The organism is Pseudomonas sp. R3-41 (assembly GCF_054161485.1).
Window position 1 is genome coordinate 1344568 of the sequence record NZ_CP096421.1, and the last position, 13197, is coordinate 1357764.

Genomic DNA, 13197 nt, shown 5'->3' on the forward strand with positions numbered 1-13197 from the left:
AGTCATCCTTCGAGCACGGGGCACGACTTCAGTTCGCGACCAGTGTGCCCGCCAGGCTGCCACTCAATTCATAAGCCGTCAGTTCAGCCTGGTGCGCCGCGAGGATTTCCGGCAACGAGCCGCGCAGGTATTCGACCCAGGTCTTGATCTTCGCGTCCAGGTATTGGCGCGACGGGTAGATGGCGTAGAGGTTCAGTTCCTGGGAGCGGTAGTTGGGCATGACCCGCACCAGCGTGCCGTTGCGCAAGCCTTCGATGGCGGCGTACACCGGCAGCACCCCCACGCCCATGCCACTGGTGATCGCGGTTTTCATCGCATCGGCGGAATTCACCAGGAACGGTGAGCTGTTGATGGTGACCATCTCTTGGCCTTCCGGGCCGTCGAACACCCATTTTTCCAGCGGGATGACCGGGCTGACCAGGCGCAGGCAGGCGTGGTTGAGCAGGTCGCTGGGCTTTTGCGGGCAGCCGCTGGCTTTCACGTAGGCGGGCGACGCGCAGACGATGCTGTAGGTGATTCCCAGGCGTTGGGAAACGAAGCCCGAATCCGGCAGTTCGCTGGCGAGCACGATGGAGACGTCGTAGCCCTCGTCGAGGATGTCCGGCACGCGGTTGGCCAGGGTCAGGTCGAAGGTCACGTCCGGATGAGTCTTGCGGTAGCGGGCGATGGCGTCGATCACGAAATGCTGGCCGATGCCGGTCATGGTGTGAACCTTCAACTGCCCGGCCGGCCGCGCATGGGCGTCGCTGGCCTCGGCTTCCGCTTCTTCGACATACGCCAGGATCTGCTCGCAACGCAGCAAGTAGCGTTTACCCGCCTCGGTCAACGCAATGCGTCGGGTGGTGCGGTTGAGCAGACGGGTTTGCAGGTGGGCTTCCAGGTTGGAAACCGCACGCGAGACGTTGGCTGTGGTGGTATCCAATTGCGCGGCGGCGGCGGTGAAACTGCCGGCTTCGGCCACACAGCTGAACGCGCGCATGTTTTGCAAGGTGTCCATGGAGGGCTCTCTTGGGAGGTGGCAAATTGTGACATGAAGTTACAGAGATGCGGGACCCGACTAATGGATTATCGCGTTAACGGTAACAAAGATTCGCAGAAAGGTCGGCTTATCGCCGGGGAGGGCGATGCCTAGAATTGCCGCCAATCCTGGGTCACTGACTCCTGTGGAAGCGAACTTTGTGGGAGCCGAGCTTGCTCGCGATGAACGATGACGCGGTCCTGTGGTTAAACCGTGTCGTCCCCATCGCGAGCAAGCTCGGCTCCCACAAAAGCTTGCTCCCACAGGTCTTGTGTCCACAGGCAAGCACTCTCATCCCATCGTTGTGCCCCTCTCAGGAATTTTGCGCCAGTGCCGCGTTGCATCAGCAGAGAGCTGAAGACTCTCAGTGTTTGGGTTCTGACATTAACCATCAGCGGTTGCATCGGCACAGGCGGCATTGCGCCACACGGCCAGGTAGTGCGGGCCAACCAACTGGCAACCGATGCCGGCATCCGCGAGGCCGCCCGCGATGCCCGCTGGCCCGCCGGCCAATGGTGGCAAGCCTACGGTGATCGGCAATTGGATCGCTGGATCGACCTGGCGGTGCAGGGCAGCCCGAGCCTGGCCATGGCGGCCGCCCGGGTGCGCCAGGCCAAGGCCGTGGCCGGTGTTGCCGAGGCCGCCGAGTCGCTGCAGATCAATGGCCAGGCGATCCTCAAGCGCCATGACTGGCCTACCGATCAGTTCTACGGCCCGGGCGAGTTGGCCGACACCACGACCTGGGACAACAAGGCTTCCCTGGGCTTGAGCTATGCCCTGGACCTGTGGGGTCGTGAGCGTAATGCCAGTGAACGGGCGGTTGATCTGGCCCACGTAAGCGTCGCTGAAGCACGACAGGCGCAACTGGAGTTGCAGAACAACATCGTGCGCGCCTACATCCAGTTTTCACTGCACTATGCCCAGCGCGATATCGTCGCCGCGACGCTTCATCAACAACAGCAGATTCTCGCTCTGGCGCAAAAGCGTCTGGACGGCGGCATCGGTACCCAGTTTGAAGTCAGCCAGGCCCAGGCGCCCCTGCCCGAGACCCATCGCCAACTCGACGCCCTCGACGAAGCCATCGCCTTGAGCCGCAATCAGTTGGCGGCGCTGGCAGGCAAGGGGCCGGGCGCAGGCGCGCCGTTGCAACGCCCGACCCTGGCCCTCGGCGCGCCCTTGAAGCTGCCGTCGGCCTTGCCCGCCGAACTGCTTGGCCAGCGGCCGGATGTGGTGGCCGGGCGTTGGCAAGTGGCGGCCCAGGCCCGGGGCATCGATGTGGCCCGGGCCGGTTTTTATCCCAACGTCGATCTGGTGGGGAGCCTCGGCTACATGGCCACCGGGGGTGGGGCGCTGGAGTTCTTGACGGGTAAGAAGCTCACCTACAACGTCGGGCCGGCGATCACCTTGCCGATCTTCGACGGCGGGCGCTTGCGTTCGCAGTTGGGCGAGGCGGCCGCCGGTTTTGACATCGCCGTGGCGCACTACAACCAGACACTGGTGAACGCCCTCAAGGGCATTTCCGATCAGTTGATCCGCCGCCAGTCCCTGGACAAGCAACAGGTCTTCGCGGCTGAATCGGTGGCTGCGGCCCAGCGCACCTACGACATCGCAAGGGTGGCGTTCCAGCGCGGGCTCACCGACTACCTCAACGTGCTCAACGCTCAAAGCCTGTTATTCAAACAGCAACAGGTGCAACAGCAGGTGCAGGCGGCCCGGTTGAGTGCCCATGCCGACTTGGTGACGGCGCTGGGTGGCGGGCTTGAGGCCGGCAACGACAGTCCTGACTCGGGCCATACCCTGTGGCGAGGGAGCTTGCTCCCGCTGGGCTGCGCAGCAGCCCCTCCAATCGCGCCGCAAAGTGGGTGCTGCGCACCCAAGCGGGAGCAAGCTCCCTCGCCACAATGCTGAGTCGTTCTATTGTGATGTCTTTATTCGCCCCTGCCCGCTGGCTGTACCGTCTCGAATGGCGCCGTGGTTTCTTCGACTGGGCCCGCAGCGACGGGGTGACCTGGGTCTATATCTTCAAGGTCCTGTTGGCCGCGTTCCTGACCTTGTGGCTGGCGATGCGCCTGGAATTGCCACAACCACGCACGGCCATGATCACCGTGTTCATCGTCATGCAACCCCAGAGCGGGCAGGTGTTCGCCAAGAGTTTCTATCGTTTCCTCGGCACCCTGGCCGGCTCGGCGGTGATGGTGGCGTTGATCGCCTTGTTTGCCCAGAACACTGAGCCATTCCTCGTTTGCCTGGCGATCTGGGTCGGCCTTTGTTCGGCGGGGGCGGCGCGTTATCGCAACTTCCGCGCCTATGGTTTCGTGCTGGCCGGTTACACCGCGGCGATGATCGGCCTGCCGGCCCTGGCCCATCCGGAAGGTGCATTCATGGCGGCGGTCTGGCGGGTGCTGGAGATTTCCCTGGGGATTCTTTGCGCCACCCTGGTCAGTGCCGCGATCCTGCCGCAAACCGCCAGTGCCGCCATGCGCAATGCCTTGTACCAGCGCTTCGGGGTGTTCGCCCTGTTTGTCACCGACGGCCTGCGTGGACGCAGCCAGCGAGAGGCGTTCGAGGCGCGCAACGTGAGCTTCATTGCCGAGGCCGTGGGCCTGGAAAGCCTGCGCAGTGTGACTGTGTTCGAAGACCCGCACATGCGCCGGCGCAACGGTCGGCTCAGTCGCTTGAACAGCGAGTTCATGGGTATCACCACTCGCTTCAACGCCTTGCACCAGTTGCTTGAGCGCTTGCGCAGCAGCGCGGCGGGTCATGTCGTCAATGCCATCAAGCCTGGTTTGCAAACCCTGGCCGAACGGTTGGACGGTTTCAGTGGCCGGGCCCTGACCGACGCCGATGCGGCCCGTCTGTCGGCGACGCTGGCCGAGTACAAGGCCGATTTGCCGGCCCAGGTGCGGCGGCTGCGGACGGTTTTCCAGGACACCGCGCCGAGCGACGGGCAACTACTGGATTTCCACACCGCCTATGAACTGCTGTATCGCTTCGTCGACGACCTGCATGGCTACGCTCAGACCCACGCGTCCCTGGCCGAGCATCGCCATGACCGTGAACGCTGGGACGAGCCGTTCGTGCCGCAGACCAACTGGCTGGCCGCCACGGCGTCGGGGGTTCGCGCTGCTTTCATCCTGTTGTTGCTGGGCAGCTACTGGGTCGCCACCGCCTGGCCGAGCGGCGCAACCATGACGATGATCGCCGCCGCCACCGTGGGCTTGTCGGCCGCGACGCCGAACCCCAAGCGCATGGCCTTCCAGATGGCCTGCGGCACGTTGGCCGGGGCGTTGATCGGCTTCGTCGAAATGTTCTTCGTCTTCCCGTTGATCGATGGTTTCCCATTGCTCTGCGTGATGCTGGCACCGGTGATCATGCTGGGCTCGTTCCTCAGTTCGCGTCCCCAATACGCCGGGGTCGGGCTGGGGCTACTGATCTTTTTCTGCACCGGCTCGGTGCCGGACAACCTGACGGTCTACAACCCTTACGCCTTCATCAACGATTACATCGCGATGATCCTCGGCATGCTGGTGTGCGCCGCGGCCGGGGCGATTATTCTGCCGCCCAACAGCCGCTGGCTGTGGCGTCGGCTGGAACAGGACCTGCGCGAGCAGGTGGTGTTTGCCATCAGTGGCAAACTCAAGGGCCTGGCCTCGGGTTTCGAGAGCCGTACCCGCGACTTGCTGCATCAGGCCTACGGGCTGGCGGCGGGGCAGCCTGGGGTGCAACGGGACTTGCTGCGCTGGATGTTCGTGGTGCTGGAAGTCGGCCACGCGATCATCGAGCTGCGCAAGGAACAGGCGATTTTACCGGTGCATCCGGCGTATGCCGAAAGCCAGCCGTGGCGCCAGGCGATCCGGGTGATGGGGCGGGCGCTGGTGCGGCTGTTCCGCCAACCGAACCCGAGCAATCTGGAGCGTGCCCTGGTGGCGGTGGACCACGCCATTGGCCGTGTGCAGGCCACCGACGAACCCTTCGCCCCGCATTTCGACACCTCGGCCCTGCGTCGGGTGAAAAGCTACCTGCATTTCATCCGCACCTCGCTGCTGGACCCGCAATCGCCGTTGGCCGGCTATGTCATACCGCCTGCCACGCTTCCCCAGGAACCTGAACATGCCCCGTGAGATCGCCTTCCATGGCGTGTACATGCCCACCATGACCCTGATGTTTTTCATCGCCGCCGGCCTGGCCTGGGCCTTGGACCGTTTCCTGTCGGGGGTGGATTTGTACCGCTTCTTCTGGCACCCGGCGTTGTTGCGCCTGAGTCTGTTCACTTGTCTGTTCGGCGCGCTGGCGCTGACGGTCTACCGTTGAGATCGATGCGATGAAAAAGTTCTTCAGCCTGCTGGCGACGCTGCTGGTGCTGGGTCTGGCCTTGTGGATTGGCCGTACGCTGTGGGTCCATTACATGAACACGCCCTGGACCCGCGATGGCCGGGTGCGGGCCGACATCATCAACGTGGCCGCCGATGTCAGCGGCGAGGTGGTCGAGGTGCCGGTGGGCGACAACCAGTGGGTGAAAAAGGGTGATCTGCTGATGCGCATCGACCCCGAGCATTACCGCATCGCGGTGAAGCAGGCGCGCTCCCTGGTGGCGTCGCGCAAGGCCACCTGGGAAATGCGCAAGGTCAACGCCCATCGGCGTGCCGACCTGGACAGCCTGGTGATCTCCCGGGAAAACCGCGACGACGCCAGCAACATCGCCGACTCGGCCCTGGCCGATTACCAGCAGGCCCAGGCGCAATTGGAAGCCGCCGAATTGAACCTGTCCCGTACCGAGGTTCGCGCAGCGGTGGACGGCTACGTCACCAACCTCAACGTCCACCGTGGCGACTATGCGCGCATCGGCGAGGCGAAGATGGCCGTGGTGGACATGCATTCGTTCTGGGTCTATGGCTTCTTCGAAGAGACCAAGTTGCCCAAGGTGCGGGTCGGCGATTCGGCGCAGTTACAGTTGATGAGCGGAGAGGTGCTCAAGGGGCATGTGGACAGCATCTCCCGTGGTATCTACGACCGCGACAACCCCGAAAGCCGCGAGCTGATCGCCGATGTCAACCCGACCTTCAACTGGGTGCGCCTGGCCCAGCGGGTGCCGGTGCGCATTCATCTGGATGAGGTGCCGGACGGCGTGCTGCTGGCGGCGGGGATGACCTGCACGGTGGTGGTTGAACCCCGCGACAAGCGTTGAGACCAGTGGATTGCTTGTGGGTGATGGTGAGTTTGTTGCACACCAGAAAAACCTGTGGGAGCGAGCTTGCTCGCGAAAGCGGTGGTTAAGCTTGCACTGATGTTGGCTGTGCCGGCGCCTTCGCGAGCGAGCCCGCTCCCACTTTTTTCCGGTTGCACCCGGAACTCTCGTTCACCCGTGGCGAGGGAGCTTGCTCCCGCTGGGTGGCGAAGCCACCCCAAAACAGGCATTGCGGTGCGACGGATTAACCGTGCCAGCCGGGTTACGACTGCTGCGCAGCCGAGCGGGAGCAAGCTCCCTCGCCACAACAGCCAAAAAGCCAGGTTTGCGATGATTACAGCGATTTGCCCAACCCAAACCGCTTCATCAACCCCTTCTCCAGCAACCCTTTTGGCAACAAACCGGCCATCATGGGCAACGCCCGGCTGCCATTGCCCAGTCGCAGCAGGCGGGGCGGCTTGGGTTGTTGTACGGCCTTGAGCAGCGCGGCGGCGAATTCGTGGGCCGGGGTCGGGTTGTCCTGGGAGGCCTTGGCCCGGGCGCGGATGCCCTCGCGCAGGGGCCACCAGGGCGATTGTTCGCTGATCAATTGTTCGGCTTCGTGGCCGGCATTCTTGGCGAAGCTGGAGGCGATCGCGCCAGGCTGGACCTCCATCACGCGGATGCCGAACGGCGCCAGTTCCATGCGCAAGGCATCGCTCAGGGCATGCACAGCCGCCTTCGAGGCGCAGTAGGCGCCGGCAAACGGCGTGACCAACACCCCGGACACGCTGCCAATGTTCACCACCAGCCCCCGGGCCCGACGCAATACCGGAAACAGCGCCCGGGTGACCCCGACGATGGCGAACACGTTGGTTTCGAACTGACGTTGCATGGCCGGCACGCCGCCATCCAGCAGTGGGCCCATGGCGCCGTAGCCGGCATTGTTGACCAGCACATCCAGGCCACCCTGCTGCTGGTTGATCCGTTCGCTCAACAGCTCCAGCGCCTGGCCATCGTTGACGTCCAGTTGCACGGCGGTGAACCCGGCCGTGGCGAGCGTCGCCACGTCCTCAGCCTTGCGCGCCGTGGCCCAGACCTGATAACCCGCGGCCTTGAAGGCGTCGGCGAGGGCGCGGCCAATGCCGCTGGAACATCCGGTGATCAACGCAACAGGCATGGCGCGTTCCTTGTGCAAAAAGTGGGGAGGCAATCAGTTGGAGAAGCTGCCGTGCAAGCGCTCGGCGCGAAACTCCAGGGTTTGTGGGCGATAACCTGGACGCAGGGGCGGCAGGGGCAGGCAATCCTGCCAGTCGGCGCCGGCCTGCAATTCGCCAGGGCCACGGTAGCGTGGTGCGTCGTAGGGACTGTCGGCCAGGTTGATGGTGTCACCAGGTGCATAGGCCGCGACCCGCCAGCGCAGTTCGAGCAGCGGCACGTCGTTGTTGTTCTTCAGGGTCAGAGACAGCGGCCGGTCGGCGGGGCACAGTCCGGGGGCATAGCTGATGCGCAATTCCAGGCGCTCCAGTTGCCGGGTCTCGCGACTTTCCTGCCAGAGCACCCACACGGCGACCAGTCCCAGCCCGATGAACGCCGCCAGGGAGACCGGCAAGGCCTTGGCCGGGTAGCGCAACAGCAGGATGAGCCAGGTGATGACCAGCAAGACGCCGATAAGCATGGTGGAAGCCTCCGTTACCGTAGGCACATCCTACCGAAGGGCGCGGGCAATGTTGAAGCAATGATGCCCGGCCATGACTTACTTGCAAAAAAAAGCCCCCACCCAACCCACTGCGGATAGGGGACGCAGTGGGCTGGATGGGGGCTTCTTGTACGGCTGATCGTTGCTGCGGGTTACTGTGCGATGGTCTTCACCGACACGCCACGTTCGATCGGGGTGGAGCGACCGTAGATATCCTCGAAACGCTCGATGTCGTCTTCGCCCAGGTAGCTGCCGGACTGCACTTCGATGATTTCCAGCGGGATCTTGCCCGGGTTGCGCAGGCGGTGCACCGACGCGATCGGGATGTAGGTCGACTGGTTTTCGCAAAGCAGGAACACGTTCTCGTCGCAGGTCACCTCGGCGGTGCCACTGACCACGATCCAGTGTTCGGCGCGGTGGTGGTGCATCTGCAGCGACAGGCACGCACCCGGCTTGACCGAGATGTGCTTGACCTGGAAGCGCCCGCCCATGTCCACCGAGTCATAGGAACCCCACGGACGATAGACTTCGCAGTGGTTCTGAGTCTCGGTACGGCCCTGTGCGTTGAGGGTGTTGACCATCTGTTTCACGCCTTGGACCTTGTCCTTGTGGGCGATCATCATGGCGTCCTTGGTTTCGACCACCACGATGTTTTCCAGGCCGATCACCGACACCAGTTTGCCGTTGCCGTGGATCATGCAGTTGCGGCTGTCCTGGACGACGACGTCGCCCTTGGTGACGTTGCCATTGGCGTCTTTCTCGTTGACTTCCCACAGCGACGCCCAGCAGCCGACATCGCTCCAGCCGGCCGACAGCGGTACGACGCAGGCACGCTGGGTCTTTTCCATCACGGCGTAGTCGATGGAGTTGTCCGGGCAGCAGGCGAAGGTGGCTTCGTCGAAGGTGATGGTATCGGCGGTCTGCTCACTGCGCTCCAGGGTCAGCAGGCAGGTGTCATAGATGTCCGGATCGTGTTTTTTCAGCTCTTCGAGGAAACGGCTGGCGCGGAACAGGAACATGCCGCTGTTCCAGAAATAACCGCCGGCCTCGACGAACTCGGTGGCACGCTTGACGTCGGGTTTTTCGACGAAGTGCGAGACGCGGCTCACGCCCTCGGGCAGCAGCGCATCGTTGGTCGACTTGATGTAGCCGTAGCCGGTTTCCGGTTTGGTGGCCGGTACGCCGAACAGCACCATTTCGCCACGCTCGGCGGCCACGGTGGCCAGGGCCAGGGCGCGTTGCAGGGCTTTCTGGTCGTCGATCACGTGGTCGGCCGGCAGCACCAGCATCAGCTCGTCGCGGCCTTCGTTGACCAGCATCATCGCGGTCAGCGCCACGGCCGGTGCGGTGTTGCGGCCGAACGGTTCCATCAGGATGCGCTGGGTTTCGAGCTTACGGGCGCTCAGTTGCTCGTTGACGATGAAACGGTGGTCTTTGTTGCAGACCACGATCGGCGTGTCCATGCCTTCGAACACCAGGCGCTCGAGGGTCTGCTGGAACAGGGTGTGTTCACCGGTCAAGGCCAGGAACTGTTTAGGGAATTGCTTGCGCGAAAGCGGCCAAAGACGTGAGCCACTACCACCTGACAAGATCACCGGAATCATGTTTGTTACTCCTTGAAGCGAAATGGTTGTTAGAGCTACTGCGTTCTGTCGTTTCACTCTCTTGTTGTTGTTCCGTACCCGATTGACACCCCGATTCAGGGTGGGAGCGGGCTTGCTCGCGAAAGCGGTGGTTCAGCCAACATCAATGTTGAATGTGAGACCGTATTCGCGAGCAAGCCCGCTCCCACAGGGGTACAGCGTCAATCAGGTGAATTCATCAGCGGGTCGACACTGGGCGTTTCACCCACACTGGCGACAGGCTGCTGCCTGAACCGGTGACGTACAGCACGGCCGCTTCGCCGCGCTCCAGGGCCACGGGCTTGACGTCGCCGACTTTCTTGTCGCCTTCGAACAGGGCCAGGGACACTTTCACTGGGTTGATTTCACGTTCGCCACGGCCCTTGGCGGCCACGTTCGGCACCACTTCGGTCTTGCCGTCGGCGGTCTTGAGGGTCAGTGCCTTGTCGCTGAGGTTCTGTACGCGGACCAGGGACTTCTGTTTGTTCTTGAACGGTGGCTCTTCGATCAGTTGCGGCTGGCCGCTGGCGTTGTTGACCAGGGTGTAATAGTGATCGGAGGCCAGTTTCACCGGCACGGACTGGCTGCCGACCTTGGCGCTGTAGTCGCCACCGGGCATGAAGCTGAAGTCGCTGCTGGCCAGGGGAGCTACGTCGCTGATGTTGGTGCTGCCGACGGTGGCGCTGACTTCGGCGTTGCTGGCGTTGTACACCCGCACGAAGCTCGAGCCTTTTGGCGCGACCGGACCGTAGAGGGCCGAGTCACCGGCGAAGGCCGAGAAGGAAAGGGCGCTCATGCTGGCGACCAGGGCAACAGCCTTGAAGGAGCGAGCAGCGAGACGGCGAGGAGTAGTGTTGAAAGTCATGGTGGACCTCTCTTTCAGTTTTGCGCCCGGTCGGGCGTCTCGGATTGTGTGTTAGCAGCTACGTTCTGTTGGCGGGCGCCGGCCTGCTTGAGCTCGGCGACCCACTGCGGATCGGCGTCGCCGATCTCGTTGTTCACGGGCAGATAACGTTCAGGGAACTCCCAGATCAGCACCTGTGGCGGGCTGTTCTTGAAAGCATCGCTCTTGAGGTAGCTGAGCATCGGCAGAATCGGCCCATGGCCGTCTTCGGCGTAGTTGACGACGTCGCTGTGCAGGGCTTGCTTGAGCGCACCGACGAAATTCCAGTTGGGGTTGGCGCTGTAGCTGGTGCCGATCAGGGCTACGGGCACCTGGGCATCGGCGAACAGTGCGTCATCGCTGGCCGGCTGGTCGTCGGCTTCGCGGGTGTTGCGCTTGACGAGCGGCTCCTGGGCCGGCATCAGGTTTTCGAACAGCGGGTCCAGCGGCAGGAACTGACGCAGGTCGCCTTTATGAATGACTTTCTCTGCCGGTTCAGTGACGAAACGCTGGGGTTCGCCATTGAGTGGTGTGCGTTCGGCAATGGCTTTGGCCAGATGTTCCGCAGCAATTTGCGCGCCTTCCGGTGTCCAGTGGGTGTCGGTGCGCAGGAACACTTGCTGGCCGCTTTGCTTGGCCTGCTGCAGCGGGGCGAGCAGGTCAGGGGCGACGATCTTGTCCGCTGCCACGCGGGCATGGAAGTCCTGGTACAGGTTGGCGTGAATGCTCGAAGGCTTCACTTCACCCAGGTGCTCGGGGTACAGCCGCGCCTTGGCCGGCACGATCGCCATGACGAGGGTGATGCCTTGCTCCTTGAGCTTCTGGCGCACGCCTTCGATCAGCGCGTAGTTGCCTTGCAGGTTCTGGTCTTCGTTGACGATCGGGTTGAACTCTTCGTCGCTGTACAGCCACTGGTCGCGGCCCAGGACCACGCCTTTGCGGCCCTCGTTGAACAGCTTGTAATCCAGCGCGGCCCAGATGTTGGTGCCCAGGCGCTTGATCGGAAACTCTTCGTCGTAGTGCGTTTCCACGGCCTTGGCCCAGCGCCCGTTGAGCACGGTCGCGTCGGGGTTGGTGCTGAAGCCGAAGAAGCTGCGCATCGACCACAGGCCCAGCGCTGTCAAAATCAGCATGAACAGTGCGATGTAAAAGATGCGTAATGAGCGGGTCATGTTCAGATCCCTCAGAACTGGAAGTAAAGGAACGGCGAGAAGCTTTGCGCCGAGAGTTTGAGAATCGAGGCAATGAACAGCAGCAGCACCAGGGCGCGCATCACGTAGCGTGACCAGTCCACGGTCCAGTAGGCCGGTTGCACTTGGGCCTCGACGCCGACGGTGTAGCCCGGCTCGTGGGTCGCCGCTGGGTTGTCACCCGGCACGGCCCTGATCATTCCCGGTTGCGCGGTGGCCGGGCCGTTGGCTTCGGTATTGACCTCAGGCTTGGTCTTGACCGGTGGACGGTTGGTGTAGAAGTCCCGCAGGCCGAAGAAGGCGAGGGTGGCGTAGGCCACTACCAGCGTGGCGATCTGCAGGCCGGTGAGGTTGGCGCGGGTCAGTTCCGACAGCGACCAGTCGCCGAAGCTGAACATCGCGCTGTACATGCGACCGGCCACGTGCAGGTTTTCGGCGCGGAAGATCACCCAGCCCATCACCACCAGCAGGAAGGTCAGCGCCCAACGAATCGGGTTGATGCTGCGTGGGTTGGTGTCGATGCCTACCGCTTTTTCGATGGCCAGCCACATGCCGTGCCAGGCACCCCAGATCACGTAGGTGATGTTCGCGCCGTGCCACAGACCACCGAGCAGCATGGTCAGGAACAGGTTGCGATAGGTCATCAGCGTGCCTTTGCGGTTACCGCCCAGGGTGATGTAGAGGTAGTCGCGCAGCCAGGTCGACAAACTGATGTGCCAGCGGCGCCAGAACTCGGTGATCGACTGGCTGATGTAGGGCTGCTTGAAGTTTTCCATGAAACGGAAACCCATCATCAGGCCCAGGCCGATGGCCATGTCGCTGTAGCCGGAGAAGTCGAAGTACAGCTGTGCGGTGTAGGCCAGGGCGCCGAGCCAGGCATCGCCCGTGGTCGGGTTCTGCAAGGCGAAGCAATGGTCGGCCACCACCGCCAGGGTGTCGGCGATGAACACTTTCTTGATGAAGCCCTGCATGAAGCGGGTGCAGCCTTCGGAGAACTTGTCCAGCGTGTGGGTGCGGTTGTTGAACTGGTCGGCCAGGTCGCGGAAACGCAACACGGGGCCGGCGATCAGGTGCGGGAAGATCGCCACGAATGCCGCGAAGTCGATCAGGTTGCGAGTCGCCGGTGTGTCACCGCGATAGACGTCGATGATGTAGCTGATGGACTCGAAGATGTAGAACGAGATCCCGATCGGCAACAGCACGTGGGTCAGGATGAACGGGTCCAGACCAAAGCCGGTGATGATCGCATTGAGGCTGTCCACGCCGAAGTTGGCGTATTTGAAATAGCCCAGGATCGCCAAGTCCACGCCCACGCCGAGCAACAGCCAGCGCTGGGCCGGTTTGGTGCGCACGCCGGCGGCGCCGACTTTCAGGCCGATCCAGTAGTTCCACAGGGTCACGCCGGCGAACAGCGCGAGGAAGTCCACGCGCCACCAGGCATAGAACACGTAGCTGGCGATCAGCAGCAGCAGGTTGCGATAGCGTTGCCCGCTCAAGTAGTACAAGCCGAGAAAGATCGGCAGGAACAGGAACAGGAACACGTTGGATGAAAATACCATCCCGATCTCTCCATGTTGAATCAACAGTCAAGGGCCAGAGCCCCCCCAAACCCCCCCATGAA

Annotated in this window: 11 protein-coding genes; 4 read left to right on the forward strand and 7 right to left on the reverse strand. The window is 62.8% G+C overall.

Features of this window, described 5'->3' with window-relative positions:
• Positions 1-28: 28 nt before the first annotated feature.
• The gene (locus M1D99_RS06090; protein WP_458131515.1) at positions 29-997 is read right to left on the reverse strand and encodes a LysR family transcriptional regulator; all 969 of its coding nucleotides are present in this window, start codon (positions 995-997) and stop codon (positions 29-31) included.
• Between the two features lie 351 nt (positions 998-1348).
• On the opposite strand from M1D99_RS06090, the gene M1D99_RS06095 reads away from it, so the two are divergent.
• Genes M1D99_RS06095 through M1D99_RS06110 form a run of 4 tightly spaced genes read left to right on the forward strand, consistent with a single transcriptional unit; the run spans position 1349 to position 6203 of the window.
• On the forward strand, positions 1349-2926 hold the full coding sequence (locus M1D99_RS06095) for an efflux transporter outer membrane subunit (RefSeq protein WP_434574427.1): 1578 nt from the start codon (positions 1349-1351) through the stop codon (positions 2924-2926).
• An 11-nt stretch (positions 2927-2937) separates the two neighbouring features.
• Positions 2938-5139 (forward strand): FUSC family protein, encoded by a 2202-nt coding sequence (locus tag M1D99_RS06100; RefSeq protein WP_458132117.1) that lies wholly within the window; start codon positions 2938-2940, stop codon positions 5137-5139.
• Positions 5129-5329: a DUF1656 domain-containing protein gene (locus M1D99_RS06105; protein ID WP_250962872.1), complete on the forward strand. Its 201-nt coding sequence runs from the start codon at positions 5129-5131 to the stop codon at positions 5327-5329. The genes M1D99_RS06100 and M1D99_RS06105 overlap by 11 nt, the downstream gene beginning before the upstream one ends.
• Before the next feature lie 10 nt (positions 5330-5339).
• Positions 5340-6203 carry an efflux RND transporter periplasmic adaptor subunit gene (locus M1D99_RS06110; RefSeq protein WP_458131516.1) on the forward strand — a complete coding sequence of 288 codons (864 nt, stop codon included), beginning with the start codon at positions 5340-5342 and terminating at the stop codon, positions 6201-6203.
• 334 nt (positions 6204-6537) lie between these two features.
• Here M1D99_RS06110 and M1D99_RS06115 read toward each other — a convergent pair whose 3' ends face one another.
• The 6 genes from M1D99_RS06115 to M1D99_RS06140 form a co-directional block, all read right to left on the reverse strand.
• Positions 6538-7362, reverse strand: a complete 825-nt coding sequence (locus tag M1D99_RS06115) for an SDR family oxidoreductase (protein WP_434574429.1) — start codon at positions 7360-7362, stop codon at positions 6538-6540.
• Between the two features lie 33 nt (positions 7363-7395).
• Positions 7396-7860: a multidrug transporter gene (locus tag M1D99_RS06120; protein ID WP_434574430.1), complete on the reverse strand. Its 465-nt coding sequence runs from the start codon at positions 7858-7860 to the stop codon at positions 7396-7398.
• A gap of 173 nt (positions 7861-8033) precedes the next feature.
• A complete protein-coding gene (locus M1D99_RS06125) occupies positions 8034-9485 on the reverse strand; it encodes a mannose-1-phosphate guanylyltransferase/mannose-6-phosphate isomerase (RefSeq protein ID WP_186705139.1) in 1452 nt (483 codons plus the stop codon).
• A gap of 217 nt (positions 9486-9702) precedes the next feature.
• Positions 9703-10368: an alginate O-acetyltransferase AlgF gene (locus M1D99_RS06130; protein ID WP_458131517.1), complete on the reverse strand. Its 666-nt coding sequence runs from the start codon at positions 10366-10368 to the stop codon at positions 9703-9705.
• A gap of 14 nt (positions 10369-10382) precedes the next feature.
• Entirely contained in the window at positions 10383-11558 is a 1176-nt protein-coding gene (locus M1D99_RS06135; RefSeq protein WP_186705141.1) for an alginate O-acetyltransferase, read from the reverse strand.
• Between the two features lie 11 nt (positions 11559-11569).
• On the reverse strand, positions 11570-13135 hold the full coding sequence (locus M1D99_RS06140; RefSeq protein WP_458131518.1) for an MBOAT family O-acyltransferase: 1566 nt from the start codon (positions 13133-13135) through the stop codon (positions 11570-11572).
• Positions 13136-13197 lie beyond the last annotated feature (62 nt).

Excerpts from the sequence above, each read along its gene's own strand:
- M1D99_RS06090 (WP_458131515.1), bottom strand. The coding sequence starts at position 997 with ATGGACACCTTGCAAAACATGCGCGCGTTCAGCTGTGTGGCCGAAGCC.
- M1D99_RS06105 (WP_250962872.1), top strand. The coding sequence starts at position 5,129 with ATGCCCCGTGAGATCGCCTTCCATGGCGTGTACATGCCCACCATGACC.
- M1D99_RS06110 (WP_458131516.1), top strand. The coding sequence starts at position 5,340 with ATGAAAAAGTTCTTCAGCCTGCTGGCGACGCTGCTGGTGCTGGGTCTG.
- M1D99_RS06115 (WP_434574429.1), bottom strand. The coding sequence starts at position 7,362 with ATGCCTGTTGCGTTGATCACCGGATGTTCCAGCGGCATTGGCCGCGCC.
- M1D99_RS06120 (WP_434574430.1), bottom strand. The coding sequence starts at position 7,860 with ATGCTTATCGGCGTCTTGCTGGTCATCACCTGGCTCATCCTGCTGTTG.
- M1D99_RS06125 (WP_186705139.1), bottom strand. The coding sequence starts at position 9,485 with ATGATTCCGGTGATCTTGTCAGGTGGTAGTGGCTCACGTCTTTGGCCG.
- M1D99_RS06130 (WP_458131517.1), bottom strand. The coding sequence starts at position 10,368 with ATGACTTTCAACACTACTCCTCGCCGTCTCGCTGCTCGCTCCTTCAAG.
- M1D99_RS06135 (WP_186705141.1), bottom strand. The coding sequence starts at position 11,558 with ATGACCCGCTCATTACGCATCTTTTACATCGCACTGTTCATGCTGATT.
- M1D99_RS06140 (WP_458131518.1), bottom strand. The coding sequence starts at position 13,135 with ATGGTATTTTCATCCAACGTGTTCCTGTTCCTGTTCCTGCCGATCTTT.